The organism is Hyphomonas sp. UBA4494, assembly GCF_002388935.1.
Taxonomy (GTDB): domain Bacteria; phylum Pseudomonadota; class Alphaproteobacteria; order Caulobacterales; family Hyphomonadaceae; genus Hyphomonas.
The window spans coordinates 165,511-187,927 of sequence record NZ_DGNK01000032.1 but is presented as its reverse complement, the minus strand read 5'-3'; the positions used below and the strand labels follow the sequence as shown (position 1 = coordinate 187,927).

Sequence of the window (22,417 nt, the reverse complement as noted above, 5' to 3'; positions counted from 1 at the left end):
CGCTCAATGGCCTCTCGCGACTGGATCAGACATCTCAGCTCGGCTCTGCTGGCTTCGGCACTGACGGGTTGGATTGGTTTTGCAGAATACGCATCGGCGTATGTGCCCCCTCCAGCGACCGTTGAAACGACCTCGCCGCGCTCACTTCTGAAGGAGCCTGGCCTTGCCCTGAGGCAGGTCTATGCTGAGGCAGCCGCATGGCGCGGTGCCGAAGCAAAGCAGGCGCGCAATGCCATGATCGCTGCCTGGCTTGGTGGACTGAACGATGCTGGTTTGGCGGACTATTCAGTACGCCATCTGGACAAGGGCTTGATCTATGCAATCCGTTTCCGAAACCCTGTTGTCGAGGATGACATCCATGCGCTTTGGGTTGCGGTGCCGGATGGTCCGGATCTGCCGTCGTCGGTCCTGCTACGCACACCTCATCGCGGCGCGGCTGACCTGACCATTCTGGAACTGCAGTCGTGTACCTCTCGTCGGACACTGCAAGTATCCGATGACACCTTACTGACGGAGCAGGCTGAGGCCCGTGCAGTTTCTCAGCTTAGCGCCTATCTCGACACACCTGATCCGATGCCCATCACGGTATTGAGCGAAGCACGAGACATTTGTCGTCAGATTGCGCGAGTCTTGCCCACACCTGAGAAATAGTCCCAAAAGCTCAAGCCTGTTCAAGACGTTTTTCTGAGTCGCTCCGTGGCGGCTTCGTCGGCATCCCGCATCGTGAAGCGCTTCGTGAATTCAGTTACGCGCGGAGCGATCTCGGTCTGAAAGCGTCTGCCATTGAATACGCCGTAATGGCCAACGCCCGGCTGGATATAGTCGGTCTGCATGTCTTCCGGCAACTTCACACATAGGTCGTGTGCAGCCTGTGTTTGACCGATGCCGGAAATATCATCCTTCTCGCCTTCAACCGTCATCAGCGCGACATCGCGGATCAGTTCCGGTTTGACGAGATGTGTTCCGCGATAGCGATACATGCCGCGGGCCAGCTGGTGCTCCTGAAACACGCGTACGATTGTTTGCAGGTAGAATTCTTCCGTCAGGTCGAGCACCGACAGGTATTCATCGTAGAATTCCCGATGCTTGCCGACATTGTCGCCATCCCCTTCAACCAGATGATTGAAAAAGTTCCAGTGCGCATCGACATGGCGCGACCAGTTCATGTTCATGAAGGAAGCGAGCTGGACAAAGCCTGGATAGACTCTCCGGAACATGCCCGGGTAGGGGCCCGGCACAGTGTGGATCATGTTCTCTTCAAACCACGATAGCGGTTTTTCCTCGGCCAGCACGTTCGGAACGGTCGGGCTAAGCCGTGTGTCGATCGGTGACCNNGTGACCCCATGAACGTCATGGAAGCGGGCCGGGCCGGGTCATCATCCTCGGCCATCATGGCGACCGCAGCAAGCACAGGAGGGCCTGGCTGACAGACGCCAAGTACATGTGCACCCGCGCCCAGATGAGTCAGCATCGAGCGTATGTGATCAATATAATCGTCCAGATCGAACCGCCCTAACCAGACAGGTGCCATGCGAGAGTCTTGCCAGTCAGTGATGTAGACATCATGGGTCGGCAGGAACGCCTCAACTGTCCCGCGCAGCAGAGTGGCATAATGGCCAGAGAGCGGGGCAGCTATCAGAAGACGGGGCTGAGGGCCGAGCTTTTCTGTATTCCGGGCGGCGGCAAGCGCTTCTGGATCCTTCTTGAAGTGGATCATGTTGCACCAAGGCGAGCGCCACGCCACAACAGGGGTCACATCAATGGGCGCGCTATTGATCCGCACCGTATCGATCCGCCATTCCGGTTTACCGTAATAGCGTGTTGCGCTTTCAAATACGTCCGCCATGGCGGACAGCGAGCGACCATAGTCGGTCTGCCCCATCAGGTTCAGCGGCGAACTCAGCGCTGCGCGACTGGCGCGCGCGGCAACCCGCATGGGTGCCATTGCCGCCCGGTTCATTTCGACAAGTGAGTACAGCATCAGCTACACACCTTTCATGTTGCGGTGCAGCATAGATGGCAATCCCTATCAGGGCAAACATATTCGCCAGATAGGCGTGTGTCGGGACGGGAACTTCATGGTTTCATTTTTCTGCAAAATTGATTGAATTCAGCAAGCTTCAGCTTAACCGGGACAAGGTAAATTGTCCCCGAAATGGAGTGATTGCCATGTTCCTCAAATGCCAACCCAATCCCCATCGTGGCGGTCGCATGACCCGGGCCATCATCTATGAGCAGGCTCCAGGCCAGCATTTTGCGATTGATGCGGAAACTCTGCACAAACAGCCGGAATTGCTCAATGATTTCGGCAGCTACATGCACACGCGCTTTCGTGTTCTGGACGCGTTGGCCTATTTCATCTGCCTTGCGGGTGTATTGGCATCTCTGGCCTTTGTCTGGTGGATGTTCCTGCCGGGCATTGCAATTTGCACCATGATGCTGGCTGTCAATCGAAAGGCCGCTGGCGAGATTGCGCTGCGAGCTGCCCGGAAATCGGCAGACAATTTCAGAAAATTGCACGAAATGGGCTGTCTCTGGCTCGTATTCGCCTGATTTCCGCTAGATGCGGATCATGCCGAGCACGGCGGACACAATCGCCACCAATGTAAACATCAGGGATAGGCTGACCGAAATGGCGCGCTGACCCTTGCGGCTCGTGCGTTCGCCCTTTTGCTTCTTCCCGGGTGTCAGCATCCAGCGATTGGAGAAGAATCCGAAAGCTGCGAGCAAGGCGGTGACGGCGGCTGCCCAGCTTGAGGCCAGCAGGAAGAACGCGCCGGAAGCGAGCATCATGCCGGCGATCGGCGTAGACGTCTGGAGCAGCAATTCCCGGACGTGTCGATCGGCGCGCGATCCGTCCAGCTTGTCGAAGCTGCAATTGGGCGACGCAATGGCCGCGACCCAGGACGCGCCCACGGCCATCGCGCCAGCGAGCAGACCAAGATGCGTGGCGGTGGTGGAGATTCCTTCGAACATGCGCTGCAATATGCGCCGGATTCGCGGGCTGGCCTAGAGAAAGCTTCGAGAGACGACGGCAGCAACCATCTTTTCATCGTCGGGCAGCTGGCCATCCAGTATCAGCATCGACAGTCCATGCACGATCGACCAGGCCTGAAGGCGTTTGACCATCTGCAATTCGGGCGGGGTATCCTTCGGCAACACTTCACCCAATGTGTTGGACAGCATGGCAAACGCGCCCACCTCTTTCTCCTGATCGGGCTGAAGAACTTCGGGGCGAGGCGCTTTGGTCATCATCAGGCGGAACAGAGACGGATTGTCTATCGCAAATCGGACATAGGCTCGTCCCATGACTTCGAACGCATCGATGCCCGCGGGAGTGTCGGAGAGGGCCCCCCTGAACGTATCAGACAGTTTCACGCTCCCGACTTCGCACAAAGCGCCAAGGAGTGCGGCCTTATTGGGAAAGTGTCGATAAACTGCCGTCGCTGAAACACCGACATTCCGAGCAATTTGTCGGAGGCTCACTTTCTCGGCTCGGCTGTTGCTAATCTGCGCCAATCCTTCTTCGATCAGGGCGGCCCTCAAGTCACCATGGTGGTAGCTGCCCCCCTGAGCGTTCATGTTGACACTGTTATCATTCATCGGCATGTTATCAGTGTAAACATTGTGGCGCAGACAACAAGCCGCGAGGATGATCTCCATGCCCAGCCCTGTGGAAACAGCCATTCGGGGCGTCGTGACAAAAGGCGTCATGGCGGTGGCCGGATTCAACCGCAGTCGACGCAAGGCAACACAACCCAACATTTTTCTTGAAGGCGTTCACACCCCGCTGACGGATGAGATCACCGAAATTGATCCAAAGGTGACGGGGGCGATTCCCGCTGGTCTGAATGGCCTTTACGTCCGCAATGGCCCCAACCCCGTATCGCCGGTCAATCCAGCTGCACATCACTGGTTTGTCGGCGATGGCATGTTGCATGGCGTCCGCCTGCAGGATGGCAAGGCGCTTTGGTACCGCAATCGCTGGGTTCGCTCCAACAGCGTGAGCGATGCCCTTGGCGAGCCGCGTGCGCCCGGTCCGCGTCACCCCAGAATTGATGTGGCAAACACGAACATTGTCGGTCACGCAGGAAAGATCTGGGCGATTGTCGAAGCTGGCGGATATCCCGTCGAAGTGTCCGAGGATCTGGAGACTCGTACGCATTCGGACTTTGACGGGACATTGGGTCAGTCCTTTTCCGCACATCCGCATTATGACCCCGACACAGGCGAGATGCACGCCATCTGTTACGAGTCGCAGCAAACCAATCTGCTTTGGCACAAGGTGCTCGGGGCTGATGGCCGCGTGCGCCGGGATGAGCCAATCCCTGTCCAGCATGGCCCAATGGTTCATGACTGCATGATCACCCCAAAATATGTGATCGTGATGGACCTTCCGGTGACGTTCTCCATGAGCGCTATCATCAGTGGCATGAGCTTTCCGTATCGGTGGAATGAGAACCACAAGGCGCGTATCGGTCTGTTGCCGCGAGAGGGGAGTGCAGATGATATCATCTGGTGTGATGTTGATCCCTGTTACATCTTCCATCCTGCGAACGCCTACGAAACCGAGGACGGAAAAGTCGTGATGGACGCATGTGTTTATGACCACATGTTTGCCCCGGACAATACAGGCCCGGACGGTGTGCCGAAATTTGAATCCCTGACGATCGATCCGGCAACGCAAACCGTGTCACGGCGTGTGATAGATGAACGCGCTCATGAGTTTCCGCGCTATGATGAGCGGCTGACCGGAAAGCCCTATCGCTATGTTTACACAACGGCTGTCGCGGCAGACGGCTTCCTCACCGAAACACGCATCTTCAAGCATGACCTGACCAATGGCAGCTGCGAAGTTCGCGATTTTGGGTCAGGACGGGTGCCAGGCGAGTTCATTTTCATTCCCGCCAGCGAAACGGCCTCAGAGGATGAGGGCTGGCTGATGGGCTATGTAGTCGACACGAACACGGGCCTATCCGAATTGGTCGTTCTCGATGCCGCAAATTTCACCGCACCGGCGGTTGCAACCGTGCACATTCCGCAACGCATTCCGCAGGGATTCCACGGTAATTTCATTCCAGTTGGCTGAGTGGGGGGACGAGGGGGCCGTCGATGACGGCCCCCTTCCACGTATCCTTAAAGGGCGGCCTCGTAGACCTTTGCATAATCATCCGCACTCATAGGCTTTGGATTGCCGAAATGGGCGAGGTCTTTAAGTGCATACTCAACCACGCCGGGGGCGTCGTCTGCCGACAATCCGATGGCGGACAGGGTGGCTGGGATGCCGATATCGGCATTCATCTCTGCAATTGCGTCGCCAAGATCCGCGCCGGGTTTCAGACCCATGGCCTGGCGAAGACGCACATATTTCTCATCGGCTGAACCCTCATGGAAGCGCAGGATATGCGGCAGGAAGATCGCGTTCAGCGTGCCGTGGTGCAGTCGCTTGTCATGCAGACGACCCGCCGCGTGTGACAGGGCGTGGACCCCGCCAAGGCCTTTCACGAATGCCAGAGCGCCTTCATAACTTGCCATCATCATGTGCCAGCGGGCGTCCGCGTCCGAGCCATCCTTGACCGCCTTCTTCAGCCAGCCATTCCCGACGGCGCGGAACACGCCCTCATACGCAATGCCTTCGGCAGGCGGATTCACGGTTGGGGACAGGACTGACTCAATGCAGTGCGTGACGGCGTCCATCCCAGTGGCGGCCGTCAGTCCGGCAGGTAGGCCAAGGGTCAGGTCCGGATCGCAAATGGCTGTGGCAGGGATCAGGTTTGGAGAGACGATGGTCTCCTTGCGGCCGTTCTCCAGTACAAGGACCAAACCGACTGAGACTTCTGAACCCGTACCGGATGTGGTCGGGATGGCGATCAGCGGCGGGATCTTGCCGATCTTCTTGGCACCGCCGGTGATGGCGGCATAATTTTCGAGCGGTTCATCATGACTGACCAGCAGGCCGATTCCCTTGGCATGGTCCATGGACGAGCCGCCGCCGAGTGCGATCAGGCCGTCGGCGCCGCACGCCTTGTAGGCGGCTGCCGCTTCCTTGGTCTGCTTCTCGGTCGGGTTTGGTACGGTCTCCGCGAACACGCCTGCCGGTGCAACGCCCAACGCATCTTCGACCTTCGCCAGAATGCCTGCGGCCTTGATGCCGGGGTCCGTCACAATGAAAGGGCGGGTCATGCCGAGCTTCTTCGCCGTACCGGCGAGCTGCTTCAAGGCACCTGAATCAAAGATGCAAGTGGTGAGATAATTTATGACGGGCATGGTGCGGTCCTCATTGGGATTGTTTCCTCACCCTCCATGTGCCCCAGCGGAAGCGCACAGTTCAAGCCTGACCGTGGGAGAACCGGGATGGGACGCCGCAGCAGGCGGATGAATATAGCTCGGACGGAAGCGCACCGAACCAAGATCTCAGGAAGTGCTCACCGGCGCAATTGGGAAGAATACCTAGTCGCGATGCCATGACGCGCGACACGCGCCCGCGCGTCAAAACGGGCAATTATCCTCATCAAATCATCGGAGTAGGCGTTTGGCATCCGGCGCGGATTGGTGCGCCAAATCAGGAGTTAAATGACATGAAACAGCTTCTCCTTGCTACTCTGGTTGCCGGGGCAACTTGGGTCGGGACAGCACCTGCTGCCTCGGCAGACGAGAATCCCTGGATGGTCCGCGGACGCGTCATCGGGGTCCTGCCGGATGAGTCCGGCGATCTCTCTGTCGCAGGTGCGCGCCTTGCCGGGGATGTGGACATTTCAGACCAGTACGTGCCCGAATTGGACATCACCTATTTCTTCACGAAGAATATCGCTGCCGAGCTGATCCTTGGCGTGACGCCACATGACGTGAAAGCCACGGGCGTGACCGTTCCGGGCGCACTCGATAATGCAACGATCGATCTGGGCGATGTCACGCTGCTACCACCCACTCTGACGGTGCAATACCACTTCGTGAATGACAGCCAGTGGAAGCCCTATGTCGGTGCCGGCATCAATGCGACCTTCTTCTTCAACGAGGATGACGGCCCTGTCGCAGACGGCATAGATTACGACACCAGTGTCGGTCTCGCGCTTCAGGCGGGCGTAGATTACGATCTTGATGGCGAGCCAGGTGGCTGGGCTGTCAACGCAGACATCAAGAAGATCTGGATAAATCCGGATGTGACTGTGGATTTCACCGCGGCGCTGGGCGCAACAGTGGATGCTGACGTGGACATCAATCCACTCGTGGTGGGACTGGGGCTCGGGTATAAATTCTGAGCGCTATATCATGAGGGCAGGGCTTTGACCCATTGCGCCCTGTCCTCACTCTCTCTTGGGCCGTGCTATTTCCCGACAGCGCGGCCTTTTTTCCGCTTTCTGCAGAGCGGTCGTTGCACGCCCCGCCCGCGCGTATACAGAATGCCAGCATGGCTATTCTTTCTGTCAAAGATCTTCGTGTTTCCTTCGACACACCTGACGGTGTGGTTGAGGCTGTCAAAGGTATAAGTTTCGACGTCGCCAAGGGCGAATGCCTCGGCATTGTCGGCGAAAGCGGCTCCGGGAAGAGCCAGTCTGCGCTCTCGGCTCTGGGTCTGTTGGCAGGCAATGGCACTGCAACCGGCCGGATTGATTTCGATGGCACCAATATGCTGGAGGCTTCGGACGCAACACTTCGCAATATCCGTGGCGCCCGGATGTCGATGATTTTTCAGGACCCGCTGACCAGTTTGACGCCGCACATGACAGTCGGCGCGCAGATGCGCGAAGTGTTGGCGCTCCATAAGGGCCTCAAGGGCGAAGAAGCGGATCGCATATGCGTCGACTGGCTGGAGAATGTGCGCATTCCGGAAGCAGCTCGGCGCATGAACCAGTTTCCGCATGAGCTTTCCGGTGGCATGCGTCAGCGCGTCATGATTGCCATCGCCATGCTTTGCAATCCTGAACTGTTGCTCGCGGATGAGCCCACCACAGCGCTGGATGTGACCGTGCAGGCGCAGGTTCTGGAACTGATGGACGAACTGAAACGCGAGACGGGTACCGGCATCGCCCTGATCACTCACAATATGGGTGTGGTCGCCCGCATGTGCGACCGCGTCATCGTCATGCGTCATGGCGAGATCGTCGAGCAGGGGAGCGTCGACGATATCTTCTACAAGCCTCAGGCCGACTATACGAAGATGCTGCTCAATGCTGTTCCGCGCATCGACGAACCAGATCGCCCCGGTCGACCCGTCCTGTCGGCGCCGCCGGCGCCTGAAACTGAGCCGGTTCTCAAGGTAGAGGACATGAAAATCCATTTCCCGATTGCGGTGAAGGGCGGTCTGTTTGGCAAGACGAAGCCGTTGAAAGCGGTGGATGGTGTTTCGTTCGATTTGAAACCGGGCGAGACGTTGGGAGTTGTCGGAGAATCCGGGTGTGGCAAGTCCACGCTCGCGCGCGGCGTGTTGAACCTCATCCCTCCAACCGATGGCACGGTTGCCTGGCTGGGGCGCGACATATCCAAGGCGAGCCGCAAGGAAATGAACGGCCTGCGCGACGATCTCCAGATCGTGTTCCAGGACCCGCTCGCCAGCCTTGACCCCCGCATGACCATCGGCGCTTCCATTGCCGAACCGTTGCAAGTTCACCAACCGCGCCTGTCGCGCGCGGATCGGGAAGCGAAAGTACGCGAAATCCTGCCGCGGGTCGGGCTCGACCCGAATTTGATCAACCGGTACCCGCACGAATTGTCTGGTGGCCAGAACCAGCGGGTTGGCATTGCCCGTGCCATGATCCTTCAGCCGAAACTGGTGATCTGTGATGAAGCGGTTTCCGCGCTTGATGTGTCTGTCCAGGCGCAAGTCGTGGATTTGCTGATCGAGCTGCAGAAAGAGTTCGGCCTCGCCATGATCTTCATCAGCCACGATCTCGCCGTCGTGCGGCAGATCAGCCACCGGGTAATGGTGTTGTATCTTGGCCGCGTAGTGGAACTTGCCGGTCGCAATGCCATCTACACCGAAGCACGCCACCCCTACACGAAAGCGCTGATTGCGGCTGTGCCAAACGCCGATCCGACCGGGGAGCGCACGCGGGAACGCTTGCGCCTGACGGGCGATCTTCCGAGTCCGCTCGACAGCCGTGCATCGCTCCGCTTCATGAAGTCCAAACTCATTGATGATGGGGACGCGGAACAGTACCAACCAAAACTGGTCGAGATTGCTCCAGGCCACCTTGTGGCAGAGCATGACCCCGTGATGGGCGGCGCAGGATTGCGAGCCAGTTAAGCGCTGCAGGCAGGGCAGGGTGCGCGCTGTAAGCTTGGCTTAAGACGAATGTGTCATGGTGCAGGCTGAGTTAATGCCGGAGCCCGCGCGTCTTGCCCCAATTGATTGGTCTTGTCCTTGTGGTCGTCCTCGTGATGGGCGGCCTCGTCCTCACGGGCGGACACGGTGCCATGCAGGCGCTGCCGTTCGAACTGGCCCTGATTGGTGGTGCCGCGGTCGGCACCATTCTGATCGGTAATTCGCCGAAAGTCGCCAAGGAGGCTTTGGGTGGGTTCGTTCGCTCGTTTCAGGGCAGCCGTTGGCAGCGTGCCCAACACCGCGAATTGCTGGTTCTGCTGTCCAACTTGATGCGCAAGGTGCGCCAGGGCGGGTTTGTCGCGATTGAATCGGATATCGAAGACCCGGATTCGTCGCCCTTGTTTGCTTTGTCCCCTGCGGTGCTTTCCGATCCTGCTGCGCGTGACATGATCTGCGATTCCTTTCGCCTGATGGCGCTCGACCTGTCAGACCCGGCACGGGCTGAGGCGCATATGGAGCAGTCTGTGGCCCTGCATGTCGACCAGCGCATGAAAGCAGTGAATGCACTCAATACTGTAGCCGATGCCTTGCCAGCGCTCGGTATCGTGGCGGCTGTGCTGGGCATCATCAAGACCATGGGGTCGATTGATCAGTCGCCTGCAGTGCTAGGAATGATGATCGGGTCAGCTCTGCTGGGCACCTTTCTCGGTGTATTTTTGGCTTATGGCGTAGTTGGGCCTGTCGCCGCTCGCTTCGGACAGATTGTCGAAGATGAGGCCCAGCCTCTCGATGTGATCCGCACGGTGTTGTCTGCATTTGGCGGCGGGGTTCAGCCAGGCATTGCCGTAGAACTTGGCCGCACGGCCATTCCCGTAGATCAGCGCCCCGACGCGGAATCGGTTGAACGGGCCCAGACGAGCGCCCGTTTTGCTGAACGCGCCGTCGCCTGAGACAGCCGCCATTCTGCGTTGACCCCGCAGGCATGAGGCCGCATCACCGATGAATGCCTGATATTCGTTTGGCCACGTTCAATTGCGAAAACCTGATGATGCGCTGCGATTTCGCGCGCTCGGGTCTCGCCAATGCGCGTCGCAAGCTGACCGATGTCGACGACGCCCTGGTCGCCGAACAGGTGGATGCGGTTTTCGATGTCCTGTCGGAGGATGACCGCACCCTGACCGCGCAGGCTCTGGTCGCGACCAAGGCCGAAGTGTGCGCACTGCAGGAGGTCGAAAACCTCGTCACCTTGACCGCTTTTGACAATCGCTATGTCGGGCGCTGGGCCGGAAAGCCGTTTGGCGAACGTGTGCTGCACGAGGGGAACGACAGCCGCGGGATTGATGTGGGTCTGTTGTCGTCGCTTACGGTTGCATTCCAGCGCAGCCATGCGCGGGCGACCTTCGGACGGTTGGGCATTCACCCCCCCAAAGGGGCTTCCATTAATGACTACGTCTTTCGCCGGGATTGTCTGGAAGTGGATGTGGAAAAAGACGGACGCCTTTTGACACTTTTTGTCTGCCACTTCAAATCCATGCATGGTGGACGCAAGAGGACGGTTGCCATGCGTGAGGCTGAAGCTCAGGCTGTGCGCCGGATTGTAAGCCAGCGATTTGATGACCCGGCTAGGGCGGAATGGGTTATTTTGGGTGATTTCAATGATTATTGGGAAGTAGATGGTCGTCCGGCCCGGCCGCATGGTCTGGGCGCGCTGGTAGGCGACGGGTTCGCCATCGATCTGGCTAGCCGCGCCATTGCAGACCCATATGACCGCTGGACTCACCATTACAGCGGCGACGACACCTATGGCGCGCTGGATCACATCTTCCTGTCACCCAAACTCGCGGCCCTGAATCCTGCTGCCACAGTTGAGATTGTACGGGCAGGATCGCCATATAGAGCCGCCAGATATGATGGGGCTCGCTTTCCCGGCGTCGGCTGGATTACGCCCAAAGCTTCTGATCATTGTCCGATGGTGGCGACTTTAAAATTTGAAGGTCGCCCTGCGGCACCCTAATTTATGTTGGCTTTGGTAATGAAGGGGGCCGTCAGGCTGTGTCACGTTTTGATAATCTGATCGAGACTGTGGAGGCCTATCAGGCCCTCGCTGCTGAAAATTACGACCGAATCCGCACACTGGCGGAAGAAATCCGCAGCGGGTTTTGCGAATTCCTTGGCTCAACCGATGGCGTTTGTGTCCACCTCGTCCCGCCGGCCGGGGCCTACAAACCAAAGGCACATGGGGATGCAGCCTTTTCGATCCCGCCGCGAGGCTTCCGGCTCCTGGGGCCAATATCGTTCGGCCTTGCTGTGCGCGTCACGCGCGATACGGACTGGCTGAGGCTGGTGATGCAGTGCCGCAAGATCGGCGACAAGTTCAAGATTCAGATTGAGGACGGTTCGGTATACGAATTCAGCCTGCCGCTGAAAGATGCTGACCCTGAACCATTCTATGAACATCTTTACCAGCACATCTTGCTCTGGTTCTCCGACCATATCGAACGCTACAAAGAAGGCGATTATGGTACCCGCGAGATCGGATTTGACTTTGCTGATGACATAAACGCGGCTCAAGCCTAGTTTTCTGATCGCCCGACGGGCAGAATGCACCACGAAACGGGGCTTTTATGGACCAATTCAACTTTGCACTGGCATCCGCCGGATCCAGCGAGCTGATCTTCGCCTGCGCCCTGATCGGGGCGCTGGGAATTGGTGCGCAATGGGTCGCTTGGCGTATACAGGCACCCGCCATTGTGCTGATGGCGTTGGCAGGTTTGGCGGTCGGTCCGTTGTGGACTGTGGTTTTCGGCGAGCCTCTGCTCAATCCTGAGAAGGTGTTCAACAGCGGCAGCAGCGAATTGTTGCGTCCCATCGTGTCGCTGGCCGTTGCCGTGATCCTGTTCGAGGGCGGGCTCGTCCTGAAATTCGAGAACCTGCGTGATGCCGGTGCAGCTGTTCGGCGCATGGTATTCCTTGGTGGCCCGCTGGCTTGGGCGCTGGGCACTTTCGCAGCCCATTATGCCGCCGGTCTCGATTGGGGTAGTTCTGTTGTGTTTGCGGGCGTGCTGGTGGTTACCGGGCCTACCGTTATCATGCCATTGCTGCGTCAGTCCAAACTCGGCGGCCGAACCGGTCAGTTCCTGAAATGGGAAGGCATCGTCAACGATCCGGTTGGCGCCTTGTTTGCCGTGGCTGCTTTCGAAATCATTCGCGTGGCCGCCACGGGGGAGTCGATCCTGGGTAAGGGCGCCATGATCATCGTGGCCGCTGCACTGGGTGTCGGGCTGGGCTTCGCCTTCGGTTGGGCCATCGTGCGCGCCTTCCGTCAGGGGTGGACTCCGGAATACCTCAAGGCGCCGATCATCTTCGCGTCCATCATTCTCTGTTATGCGCTGGCAGAAATGATCGAAAAGGAAATCGGCCTCGTTGCCGTCACGGCCTATGGCATGACGCTGGCCAATTCGCGCCTTGCCGGGCTCGCGGAACTCCGAAAATTCAAGGAGGATATCGCCGTCTTGCTCGTTTCGGGCGTGTTTGTCATCCTGACGGCGAACCTCACGCCAGATGTCATTCGCCGCGCACTGACCTGGAATACGCTCGCCTTCCTGTTGGCGATGCTGTTCATCGTGCGGCCGCTTTCGGTGTGGATCGCCACATTCGGGACGTTGAAACGCAATGAAGCAATCCTGCTTGGCTGGATTGCGCCCCGCGGGATCGTGGCGGTTGCCGTTTCCAGCCTTTTTGCAACCCTGCTGGAGGATCTCGGGCGGCGCGGAGATTCCCGGTTCTATTTCTCTGGTGCAGAACAGATCACCCCGCTCGCCTTTGCCATGGTGTTCGTGACTGTGGTCCTCCACGGCTTTACGATCGGGCCAATGGCCCGGCGATTGGGACTCGCCCGCAAGGAGCGACCCGGCGTCTTGCTGGTAGGTGTGAACCCCTGGAGTATCGATCTGGCCAAAGTGCTGAAGGATGTCGGTATCGAACCGATCCTTGCAGACAATAACTGGAGGCGCTTGCGACCTGCACGCGAGGCCGGGCTCAACACCTTCTTCGGCGAAGTCCTGTCAGAGGAAGCGGAGGTTCGGCTGGATCATGCCGCCTTCGACCAGGTTGTTGGCTTGTCTGCCAATGAGCCGTACAACGCGCTAGTTTCCGGACATTTTGCCCCTGAACTCGGCCGCCACAAGGTCTATCAATTGTCGGCACAGGACACCGAGGAAGAAGATCCCCGGGCCATCGGAATGGGTACCCGCGGGCGAACGCTGATCCGTCGGGGCAGGGGCTATGACAGCCTGATCCGCGACCACTATCGCGGTTGGACCTTTGGCAAGACGAAGCTGACGGACGAATACGACCTTGAAGACTATCGCAAGGATCGACCGAAAGTGGACCTGATCGCTGAAATTCGTGCCGACGGCACGCTGATCTTCCTCGGGCCAAATCGTGAGGCCAAGGGGGGCGAAGGGGTTACATTGATCAGCTTTGGTCCGGCCCGCGATGTTGAAGTCGCAACTGAACCTGAAGAGGTTGCTGCCAGCTAGGCCGGATTATTCGCCGGCTGCCTGAAGGCCAGCGCCATGCTCCCGCAGCCATGAGCGCTGTCGCTTCCAGTCGCTGCAACAGGCTGCAACATGCGCCCAGAACCGCGGGGAGTGGTTCATTTCCAGCAAATGTGCGCATTCATGGGCCGCTACGTAGTCGAGCACTTCAGAGGGCGCCATGATCAGGCGCCACGAGAAAGACAATTTGCCATCGGCCGTGCACGAGCCCCAACGCGAGCGAGTGTCTTTCACCGAGATGCCATTGTAGGAGACGCCCAGCGTCGCGGCATGACGGTTTACGGCGCGGGTGATATCTGCACGCGCCTGTTTCTTCAGGTAGCGGGTGACTCGCAAATGCAGTGTTTCCGGGTCACCCGGCGCGCAAAGTGTGTTCGGTTGACCGACGATCATGCGGGCCACGCGGCCAGAGCCTTCTGCGGTCAGTCGGCAGGGGGCACCCCGATACGAAATCAGGTTGTTTTCCTCAAAACGAACGACTTCTGGAAGGTGACGGAGTCGCGTTGAAATCCAGTCGATACGTTCGGCTGCGAAGGCGGCGGCGTCCTTGATCTGCCGCCGCGATGGCGCGATCGCGACCGCTTCCCGGCGGCGTTCATCCAATCTCAAAATCAACCGGCGTGCCTTCGAATTCACTTCAAGGCGAACACGAATTTCGTCCCCGTCGGGGCCATTGAATGTCACGGTCTGGCCATTGTTGTATGCCATGTTAATAATCTCACTCTAGGTGACGGGCGCAAATGAAACGCTGGCATCAATCATTAAAGGGACCAAACATGAAATATCTGCTCACAGGCGTTGCCGCCATCGCCATGCTTACGGCTTGCGGAGACAAAGACAAGCCGGTTGATGGCGCTGGCTCTGAATACGCCACAGATGCCGCAAAGGACGTCAAGGCCCGCAAAGGTGATCCAGCAACCGCGCCACAGGCGCTTGCGGCTTTTGCTTTGGATGAAGCCGACGACAGCCGCATTTCCTTCGGCAGCAGCACGCTGAACGGGGACAAGGCCGTATTCACTGACGTGACGCTTCTGGCAGGCGACGATGACGGGTCCGACGACGATGAAGACGGCACGCACCTGGATGGTGCTGATGTAAAAGCGAAAAAGCTGGAATTCGACGGTCTTGCCATGATTGACGGCAAAGCAAGCTTCTCGCGCATGGTCATGTCCGACATTTCGCTGGTTCCGACTGATCCCGAAGAAGCAGAAGATGGCAGCGCGTCCATTGGCTCCATCGAACTGGTCAATCCTTCACCTGCGCTGGCAGCATGGGTCGCGAGCGTGTTTGCGGACGCAGAACCTGCTGACATGCCTACAGGGGAGGCGCTCTCTTTCGATCTGTGGACCATGAACGACATGAACATGCAGATCGATGAAGACGATGGCGAAAGTGGTACCTTCCTCGTGGACACGATTTCGGTCTCTGGGATGAAGAATCAGAAGGCTGCTCAGATGATGCTGAAGGGCCTGAAGTTCGACATGTTCGATCCTGAAGACGACATGACCGTCAAGGCCAATCTCAGCAATGTGGATATTCGCGGGTTTGACTGGTCGGTGTTTGCACCAGCTGAGGGCGACTCTCTGGAAGACAGCTTTGAGTCTGGCTTCATGGCCGGCATGAACCCGAAAGATCCGGCCAATCCCGGTTACAAGTCGATCAATCTGAAAAATCTGAACTTCGATGTTTCAGGCGTCAATTTCGACATGCCTTCGCTTGTATCCAATGTCAGCCATGACAAGCAGGGCCGTGCCGTAAAAGTGATCACTGAGCCTGTCAAAATGGTTCTGAACGCTGGTGATGGTGAACTTGGCCAGCAGTTGGGCACCCAGCTTGCGACGCTCGGATACGAAAAGCTTGAGCTGACCATGGCCAGTGAACAGGCTTACGATCCTGATGCAGACGTGGTGACGCTGGAAAAAGGCAAGAATTACTGGGAGCTGAAAGATGGCTTCCGCCTGAATTTCGGCGCGAAGTATGAAGGTGCCAGCGCGATGGCGGCGGCTCAGGCTGAACAGGATATGGACTCTGCAGATCCATCGGCAATGCTCGGCGAAGTCATGGAGAAGCTTACGCTGCACTCCATCGACCTGTCCTTGGATGATGATGGCATCGTAGACCGTGCGTTCAATGCCTACGCTGCGCAGAGCGGTGAAGACCCGCAGCAGCTGCGCAACCAAACGGCTGGTCTGCTGGCCATGGCCCCTATGATGGCGTCAGGATCGGGGATCGACATGGAGTTGGCAACTGAGGCTTCCACGGCCCTGTCCAGCTTCATCACGGATCCGAAGACGCTGACCATTTCGTTGAACCCTGCAACACCGATCAAGATGTCGACATTTGCAGAGATGGAAGACCCGTCTACGCTGACCAAGTCGTCGCTCGGCTTCTCGGCTAGCAACGAATAGAGTCTACTGGAATCCACTCTAAGCGCGCGCGTGCCGACTGGGCGCGCGCGCTTTTCTTTGTTCTCAGGCCGGGGCATAGACTTTCCGCCATGAAAATTGCCTTTTTTGGAGATGTGGTCGGAAAGCCTGGCCGACAGGCTGTCCTGGACCATTTGCCGGGCCTGAAGGCGCGCATGCGTCTGGATTTTGCTGTAGTAAACGCTGAGAATTCGGCGGGGGGCTTCGGCCTGACAAGCGTCATTGCGGAGGAATTCTTTGCCGCAGGTGCTGATTGCCTGACTCTCGGTGATCATGCCTGGGATCAACGCGAGGCTCTGACATATATCGAACGCGAACCCCGTTTGTTGCGCCCCATAAATTACCCGTCGGCTGCCGACGCACCTGGCAAGGGAGCCAATCTGTTTAGCTTGCCGGATGGGCGTCGTGTCGGGGTCGTCCAAGTGCAGGGGAATGTGTTCATGCGCCAGACGCTGCCGTGTCCCTTTGCGGCCGTGGATGCGGCATTGGATTCCATGCCGCTTGGCGCTGTGGCGGATGCCATCATTGTGGACATGCATTGTGAAGCGACCAGTGAGAAAATGGCTATGGGCCATCATTGCGATGGACGGGCAAGTCTCGTGGTTGGAAGTCACACCCATGTCCCCACAGCCGACACGATGATCCTTGAGGGCGGCACGGCTTATCAGACGGATGCCGGAATGTGCGGTGACTATGACAGCGTCATCGGCATGCAGAAGCAGATTTCCCTGTATCGTTTCCAGACACAATTGCCTGGAGAGCGTTATCAGCCCGCTTTGGGGGAGGGGACCTTGTGCGGAACCTATATTGAAACCGATGACGCCACAGGACTTGCCACAAGAATTGAAGCTATCCGCATTGGCGGCCGTTTGAGCGATTCTGTTCCGACCTGAGCGCTGCGCGGACGCACAGAGAGATTTCATTGATGAAAATTGTGGGCACGGTCAGGCAGGATTTGCGCTTAAGAACCGCTGACCATCATGCGCGCGTGGACGAATTCATCAGCCGCCATGACCTCACTCGGCCGGAAGGGCTTGCCGCCTTTCTCGCAATCAATCATCTCGCCTATACGACGGTTGAGCGTCATTTGCGACCGCATGGCGGGTTCACATTGCCACACTTGCCCCTTGAAGAAATAGAGGCTGATCTTGCCTCACTCGGCGCTGGAATACCGACCTGGCAGGCAGAGCCCAGTATGGAGGCGGCGCATCCAGTTGGAATAATTTATGTTATCGCGGGTAGCCGCCTCGGTGGTACGGTTCTGCACAAACGATGGCAGCAGGCCGATGATTCGAATGTCCGGCTTGCAGGTCGCTTTTTGAGCCAGATGACAGACCGTTCTTGCTGGACAGATTTTCTTGTCCAGGTTTCAAACGCGCAAATTAGCCAATCGGAATTTATTGATATAGTAGAATCTGCGAAGGGCTGTTTCTCGATTTTTGAGGCGGCTTGCCAGGACGTGACCAGAAAGTTTGCCTATGATCCGCCACAGCCCCGAAACTGACGGGCCCGCGAGCGATGTTGACCTGACGAATTGCGACCGTGAACCCATTCACGTCATCGGGCGTGTACAGTCCTTTGGTGGCCTGATCTCCATGTCGTCAGACTGGATCGTGAACCATGCTTCGGTAAACGTCAAAGAGTTCATCGGAGCCGCAGCGGAAGAGCTGATAGGCAAGCCCCTGAGAGACTGTTTCTCGGAACAGGCCTTGCTGTTGATTCGATCTCGCATGCCTATGTTGGCGTCGCCGGATGCTGTTGAGCGCGTATTCGGTGTGGCATTGACCGGGGATGAGCGCTTGTTCGACCTCTCCATGCACCTGTCGGGGCGCTCGATCGTGATGGAGTTCGAGCCTCGGGACAATGCGCGCGATACCAACTATGTGAACTATGTTCGTCCCATGGTGGAGCGTATATCTCGCGCCGATTCTTCGCAACAATTGTGCGATGAGGCGGCGCGCCAGTTGCGCAACCTGATTGGGTTTGATCGGATCATGGTTTACCGCTTTGAAGAGGATGATTCCGGAGTTGTCGTATCTGAATCCGTCAAGCCGGGAATGGATAGTTTCAAGGGTTTACATTATCCGGCGTCTGACATTCCAAGGCAAGCGCGAGCACTCTACAAGCGTAACCTTCTGCGTATCATCGCGGATGTATCGGATTCGGGCGCGGAGATCATTCCTGCCATCAATCCTGAGGGTGTGCCGCTCGACTTGTCTATGAGTGGTTTGCGGTCCGTCTCGCCCATTCATCTGGAGTATCTGGCAAATATGGGCGTTCAGGCATCGCTCTCCATTTCCATCCTGAAGCGGGGCAAGCTCTGGGGGCTTTTCGCCTGCCATCATGAGAGCCCGCGAGTGCTTGGCTATGAAGTTCGTACGGCCGCGGAACTGTTTGGGCAGCTTTTCTCATTTGTGTTGGAACAGAAAGAATCTGACGAGGGCAGGGATGAGCAGGAGCGCGCCCAGTCCCTGCATGACCAACTCATGGCTCAGCTTGCCGAAGATGCGTCGATATCTGACAATTTTGATACCATCATCAGCGGTATCGCCTCGGTCATTCCTTACGACGGAGCCGTTGGGTGGGTTAACGGAGAATTCGAATCGATCGGATATACGCCGAGCAAGGAGGCATTTCTTGGCTTGGTGAGTTTCCTGAATACGACGGCCGCCAGCCGGATTTATCACACGGACAGTGTTGTTAAAGCCTATCCCGCTGCTGCTGAGTTTGTGGATCGCGCTGCCGGTATGCTCGTCTTGCCCGTGTCGCGGGCGCCGAGAGACTATATTGTGCTGTTCCGCAGGGAGCTTGCAAAATCTGTCACATGGGCCGGGAATCCGGATAAGCCCGTCGTTTCTGGTCCGAATGGCGACCGTCTCACCCCGCGTAAGAGTTTTGAGGCATGGCAGCAGATTGTGCGGAATACATCTGCCCCCTGGCAACCCGCCGAAGTGCGCGCCGCTGAAGCACTGCGGCTGACATTGCTCGAAGTCATTTTGCGTATGTCGGACGTAACATTGCGCGAACGGGCTAAAGCGCAGGAGCATCAGGAACTTCTGATTTCCGAGCTTAATCACCGAGTGCGGAATATCTTGAGCTTGATTGGTGGGCTTGTTGAACAGAGCGGATCCGAGGCGCGCTCCCTCTCTGAGTTTACGCATGTTGTGGGTGGTCGGATCCATGCACTCAGTCGTGCCCATGACTTGATCACGCGGCAGCAATGGGAGCCTGCTTCAGCACGAGAGCTGATACGCATCGAGGTAGAGGCCTATCTTGGGGCAAACGCCGAGAAGGTGAAGATTCTGGGGCCGGACGTCCACTTGCGACCAAAAGCCTTCACGGCTGTGTCACTGGTCGTGCATGAATTGCTGACCAACTCGGCCAAATACGGGGCGCTTAGCAAAACAAATGGCGTCGTGCAGATTGGCTTCGCGCGGCTCTCGGACGGGGCCTTGTCAATATCGTGGTTGGAGACCGGTGGCCCGCCCATCCAGTCGCCTCCTGTACGCCGGGGCTTCGGGTCGACCATCATTGAGCGATCGATTCCGTATGAGCTGGGTGGTCGAGCCGAGATTAGGTTTGAGGTCACCGGTGTCTCAGCGGATTTCGAAATTCCCCCAGCACATGTCGATGGATTTTCCGATGCCTTGCGCACAGAGACCGTAAACAAGATGGATGAACGCAAGCAGGCCAGCCTGTCTGGGCATGCGCTGGTACTGGAAGACAATTTGATCATTGCGATGGATGCGGAGGACATGCTTCGGTCGCTAGGTGCAACGGAAGTGTTCGTCGCGTCAAACGTGAAGGAAGCCCTCGATTTCATCGAGAGCGAGACCCTCCAATTCGCCTTGTTGGATGTCAACCTCGGATCAGAGACCAGTGAACCGGTCGCCGAACAATTGCACGCACAAAGCATTTCCTTTGCATTTGCGACGGGATATGGAGATTCCATCGATTTGGCGAAGCGTTACTCATCCGCGCCAGTGGTCAAGAAACCATACGATATCGACTCGATCAAAGCAGCTTTACCAAATTGAATTGGCTTCCAGTGCCTTCCGTGCGCTGATGGCGCGGAAGGTCAGGAGGAAATCTATTTTTCCGGCTGAGGAGTATAGCGCAAATATGGCTTCACCGCCTTGTAGCCTTTCGGAAAGAGCCTGGCGATTTCGTCCGGGTCAGTCAGAGAAGGCACGATGATCACATCATCGCCGTCATTCCAGTTCACTGGCGTCGCCACTTTGTGGCCGTCCGTAAGTTGAAGGCTGTCAATCAGGCGGAGGATCTCATCAAAGTTCCGACCTGCGCTTGGGGGATAGATGATGGAAGCGCGAATTTTCTTGTTGGGGTCGACGACATAAACTGCCCGAACCGTGACTTTGGCGTCCGCATTTGGGTGGATCATGTTGTAAAGCGTTGCCACGCTGCGATCAGGATCGGCAATGATCGGAAATTGAACACTGGTATTCTGGGTTTCCTCGATATCAGCGATCCACTTCTTGTGGTCTTCGAGGCTGTCGACTGAAATGACGAGGGCTTTTGCGCCACGCTTGGCGAATTCATCCTTCAGTTTCGCTGTATAGCCAAGTTCAGTGGTGCAAACCGGTGTGAAATCTGCCGGGTGGGAGAAGAACACGACCCAGTCATCGCCAGCCCATTCGTGGAAGCGAATGCGGCCTTCTGTTGTCTCGGCTTCAAAATCTGGGGCGACGTCGCCAATCAGAAGGCTCATATTACCATACTCCTGTCTCTTGATTTCTGACCAGAAAATGGTGCCTAAGAAGAAGCAATCCAATGCGCGGCACCTGAAGCTGTCGATAAGTTTTTCTAATGCCCGATCCGGGAAGAAGGAATTGGAATGAAGCGCCTGATCCTGATGCGACACGCCAAGACGGAGCCTTGGGGCGAAGGGGTAGACGATTTCAGCCGCGCTCTGACGGCAAGAGGCAAGGAGGACGCGCAGCGCATGGCCGAAGAACTGGTCGCGATGGGATGGTGCCCGGAGCGGATTTTGGTATCCAGCGCCCGCCGCGCCCGCGAAACCTGTTCTGAAGTTGCCAGGGTTGTGGAGGGCGAGAAAGTACGCCCGATGGAGTCTCTCTATTTGTCGGGTGTGCGCGGCTTGACCGAAGCTGTGCGGCATAATGATGGTGCCGGTACGCTCATGATCATCGGTCACAATCCGGGCCTGCATGACTTCTCGATGGAAATTCTTCGCGAAGCCGGTAGCCAGGACCATCAGGAATCGATCCGGTTAATAGAAAAATTCCCAACCAGTTGCTGTGCCTTGTTCGAGAGTGATGAGGATGAAGCGTTTGTGCCTGCTCATTTCCGACTTGCGCAGGTCCTGCGGGCAAAGGACTTCCGGGAAGCCGACGCGAATTCCTGACAAGAAAATGCCCTGCTGGTGAGAGCAGGGCAAGGATCCGGACCGGGCGGGCGTGTGTTTGGAGAGGCAGGAGGCCCGCCAGAGCCGAAGAAGATTAGTTGGATGCGTAGTGAACCTTGGTGAAGGTCGCGTCATCCACGAAGGCGACGACCTTTTTCATCATCGAGCGTTCGCACTTTTCGACCACATAGTCCTTCGCGAAGCGAAAAGTGTCATGTTCGGCGGCGCAGCGCTCATGAACATCCTGTCGAATGCGCTTGTATTCTTGGATTGCGCCTTCTTGCGTCTCAAGTTGCGTGCGGTTCAGATCGATTTCCATCTGGAAATTGTCGGACGCGGCGAAAGCGGGCGCGGTGGCGATGGAAGCGGCAATGGCGATGGCTGTGATTGAGCGGATCATGGTGAGATTATCCTTCTGGGCTTGTGAGTGTGGGGGCGGGGGGAGGCCGGCGCCACGATCGGCAGGGGAACCGATTGTCGCGGCGCCGGCAGGCGGGCTTAGTGCGCTTCGCGGCGGGCGAAGCGGCGGCGGCGGCGAACCAGAAGATTCTGACGATCCTCCGCTTTGACATCATTGGCCGGCCGGGTCCGGTGAGTTGCCTCTCCGGTCATGATGGAGAGGGCCATCACGTCATTCTGGGCGGGAGCGGCGATGTCGGTATGACGAGCGCGGGGGATCATGATTTTCAATTCCTTCTAGCTGTTTTCTGAATGTCCTTGGCGAGACCATCCCGCCGCCGACACAAACAATCTAGGTTGGAAATTATCGAAAATCAATAAGTTT

21 protein-coding genes and 1 pseudogene are annotated in these 22,417 nt (G+C 57.5%); 14 read left to right on the top strand and 8 right to left on the bottom strand.

The annotated features are described in order from the left end of the window. Nucleotides 1-6: 6 nt before the first annotated feature. Nucleotides 7-651 carry a hypothetical protein gene (locus tag B2P82_RS13055; protein WP_290497398.1) on the top strand — a complete coding sequence of 215 codons (645 nt, stop codon included), beginning with the start codon at nucleotides 7-9 and terminating at the stop codon, nucleotides 649-651. Between the two features lie 20 nt (nucleotides 652-671). Here the strand turns inward: B2P82_RS13055 and B2P82_RS16985 are convergent. Further along, nucleotides 672-1,981, bottom strand: a pseudogene (locus B2P82_RS16985) (polyhydroxyalkanoate depolymerase). A 188-nt stretch (nucleotides 1,982-2,169) separates the two neighbouring features. Between B2P82_RS16985 and B2P82_RS13045 the strand changes: the two are divergent. Further along, nucleotides 2,170-2,553, top strand: a complete 384-nt coding sequence (locus B2P82_RS13045; RefSeq protein ID WP_206991464.1) for a hypothetical protein — start codon at nucleotides 2,170-2,172, stop codon at nucleotides 2,551-2,553. Nucleotides 2,554-2,559: 6 nt separating this feature from the next. Here B2P82_RS13045 and B2P82_RS13040 read toward each other — a convergent pair whose 3' ends face one another. Next, a complete protein-coding gene (locus tag B2P82_RS13040) occupies nucleotides 2,560-2,976 on the bottom strand; it encodes a hypothetical protein (RefSeq protein ID WP_034814926.1) in 417 nt (138 codons plus the stop codon). A 33-nt stretch (nucleotides 2,977-3,009) separates the two neighbouring features. After that, nucleotides 3,010-3,687, bottom strand: a complete 678-nt coding sequence (locus B2P82_RS13035) for a TetR/AcrR family transcriptional regulator (RefSeq protein ID WP_290497394.1) — start codon at nucleotides 3,685-3,687, stop codon at nucleotides 3,010-3,012. Between B2P82_RS13035 and B2P82_RS13030 the strand changes: the two genes are divergently transcribed. Continuing rightward, nucleotides 3,662-5,089 (top strand): 8'-apo-carotenoid 13,14-cleaving dioxygenase, encoded by a 1,428-nt coding sequence (locus B2P82_RS13030; RefSeq protein ID WP_290497393.1) that lies wholly within the window; start codon nucleotides 3,662-3,664, stop codon nucleotides 5,087-5,089. The genes B2P82_RS13035 and B2P82_RS13030 overlap by 26 nt on opposite strands. A gap of 47 nt (nucleotides 5,090-5,136) precedes the next feature. Here B2P82_RS13030 and B2P82_RS13025 read toward each other — a convergent pair whose 3' ends face one another. After that, nucleotides 5,137-6,267: an iron-containing alcohol dehydrogenase gene (locus tag B2P82_RS13025; protein WP_290497392.1), complete on the bottom strand. Its 1,131-nt coding sequence runs from the start codon at nucleotides 6,265-6,267 to the stop codon at nucleotides 5,137-5,139. A gap of 311 nt (nucleotides 6,268-6,578) precedes the next feature. Between B2P82_RS13025 and B2P82_RS13020 the strand changes: the two genes are divergently transcribed. From B2P82_RS13020 to B2P82_RS12995, 6 genes are all read left to right on the top strand, one after another. Beyond that, the gene (locus B2P82_RS13020; protein ID WP_290497391.1) at nucleotides 6,579-7,259 is read left to right on the top strand and encodes an OmpW/AlkL family protein; all 681 of its coding nucleotides are present in this window, start codon (nucleotides 6,579-6,581) and stop codon (nucleotides 7,257-7,259) included. A 149-nt stretch (nucleotides 7,260-7,408) separates the two neighbouring features. Beyond that, on the top strand, nucleotides 7,409-9,244 hold the full coding sequence (locus B2P82_RS13015) for an ABC transporter ATP-binding protein (RefSeq protein WP_034814933.1): 1,836 nt from the start codon (nucleotides 7,409-7,411) through the stop codon (nucleotides 9,242-9,244). A gap of 92 nt (nucleotides 9,245-9,336) precedes the next feature. Next, nucleotides 9,337-10,212, top strand: coding sequence for a flagellar motor stator protein MotA (motA, locus tag B2P82_RS13010; RefSeq protein WP_290497390.1), 876 nt, complete (start codon nucleotides 9,337-9,339; stop codon nucleotides 10,210-10,212). 53 nt (nucleotides 10,213-10,265) lie between these two features. Continuing rightward, nucleotides 10,266-11,276, top strand: coding sequence for an endonuclease/exonuclease/phosphatase family protein (locus tag B2P82_RS13005; RefSeq protein ID WP_290497388.1), 1,011 nt, complete (start codon nucleotides 10,266-10,268; stop codon nucleotides 11,274-11,276). A gap of 38 nt (nucleotides 11,277-11,314) precedes the next feature. Next, nucleotides 11,315-11,839: a hypothetical protein gene (locus tag B2P82_RS13000; protein WP_206991457.1), complete on the top strand. Its 525-nt coding sequence runs from the start codon at nucleotides 11,315-11,317 to the stop codon at nucleotides 11,837-11,839. A 47-nt stretch (nucleotides 11,840-11,886) separates the two neighbouring features. Then, nucleotides 11,887-13,803 (top strand): cation:proton antiporter, encoded by a 1,917-nt coding sequence (locus B2P82_RS12995; RefSeq protein WP_051607822.1) that lies wholly within the window; start codon nucleotides 11,887-11,889, stop codon nucleotides 13,801-13,803. 6 nt (nucleotides 13,804-13,809) lie between these two features. Here the strand turns inward: B2P82_RS12995 and B2P82_RS12990 are convergent, their stop codons facing one another. After that, nucleotides 13,810-14,529 carry a M48 family metallopeptidase gene (locus B2P82_RS12990; protein WP_034814951.1) on the bottom strand — a complete coding sequence of 240 codons (720 nt, stop codon included), beginning with the start codon at nucleotides 14,527-14,529 and terminating at the stop codon, nucleotides 13,810-13,812. A gap of 68 nt (nucleotides 14,530-14,597) precedes the next feature. On the opposite strand from B2P82_RS12990, the gene B2P82_RS12985 reads away from it, so the two are divergent. The 4 genes from B2P82_RS12985 to B2P82_RS12970 all read left to right on the top strand — a co-directional run bounded on the left by B2P82_RS12985 (nucleotide 14,598) and on the right by B2P82_RS12970 (nucleotide 20,284). Next, nucleotides 14,598-16,229: an aq_1923 C-terminal domain gene (locus B2P82_RS12985; protein WP_034814954.1), complete on the top strand. Its 1,632-nt coding sequence runs from the start codon at nucleotides 14,598-14,600 to the stop codon at nucleotides 16,227-16,229. Between the two features lie 89 nt (nucleotides 16,230-16,318). Then, entirely contained in the window at nucleotides 16,319-17,140 is an 822-nt protein-coding gene (locus B2P82_RS12980) for a TIGR00282 family metallophosphoesterase (protein ID WP_290497385.1), read from the top strand. Nucleotides 17,141-17,172: 32 nt separating this feature from the next. Further along, nucleotides 17,173-17,751 carry a biliverdin-producing heme oxygenase gene (locus tag B2P82_RS12975; RefSeq protein ID WP_290497384.1) on the top strand — a complete coding sequence of 193 codons (579 nt, stop codon included), beginning with the start codon at nucleotides 17,173-17,175 and terminating at the stop codon, nucleotides 17,749-17,751. Then, the gene (locus B2P82_RS12970; protein WP_290497382.1) at nucleotides 17,726-20,284 is read left to right on the top strand and encodes an HWE histidine kinase domain-containing protein; all 2,559 of its coding nucleotides are present in this window, start codon (nucleotides 17,726-17,728) and stop codon (nucleotides 20,282-20,284) included. The genes B2P82_RS12975 and B2P82_RS12970 overlap by 26 nt, the downstream gene beginning before the upstream one ends. A gap of 53 nt (nucleotides 20,285-20,337) precedes the next feature. Here B2P82_RS12970 and B2P82_RS12965 read toward each other — a convergent pair whose 3' ends face one another. Beyond that, nucleotides 20,338-20,976: a peroxiredoxin gene (locus B2P82_RS12965; RefSeq protein WP_034814962.1), complete on the bottom strand. Its 639-nt coding sequence runs from the start codon at nucleotides 20,974-20,976 to the stop codon at nucleotides 20,338-20,340. 126 nt (nucleotides 20,977-21,102) lie between these two features. Here B2P82_RS12965 and B2P82_RS12960 point away from each other — a divergent pair, with 126 nt between their 5' ends. After that, complete coding sequence (locus B2P82_RS12960; protein WP_206991449.1) at nucleotides 21,103-21,633, top strand: SixA phosphatase family protein; 531 nt, start codon at nucleotides 21,103-21,105, stop codon at nucleotides 21,631-21,633. A gap of 94 nt (nucleotides 21,634-21,727) precedes the next feature. On the opposite strand, the gene B2P82_RS12955 is transcribed toward B2P82_RS12960, so the two are convergent. Then, nucleotides 21,728-22,033: a UrcA family protein gene (locus tag B2P82_RS12955; RefSeq protein ID WP_206991448.1), complete on the bottom strand. Its 306-nt coding sequence runs from the start codon at nucleotides 22,031-22,033 to the stop codon at nucleotides 21,728-21,730. Nucleotides 22,034-22,131: 98 nt separating this feature from the next. Beyond that, complete coding sequence (locus tag B2P82_RS12950) at nucleotides 22,132-22,314, bottom strand: hypothetical protein (RefSeq protein WP_290497379.1); 183 nt, start codon at nucleotides 22,312-22,314, stop codon at nucleotides 22,132-22,134. Between the last annotated feature and the right edge of the window lie 103 nt (nucleotides 22,315-22,417).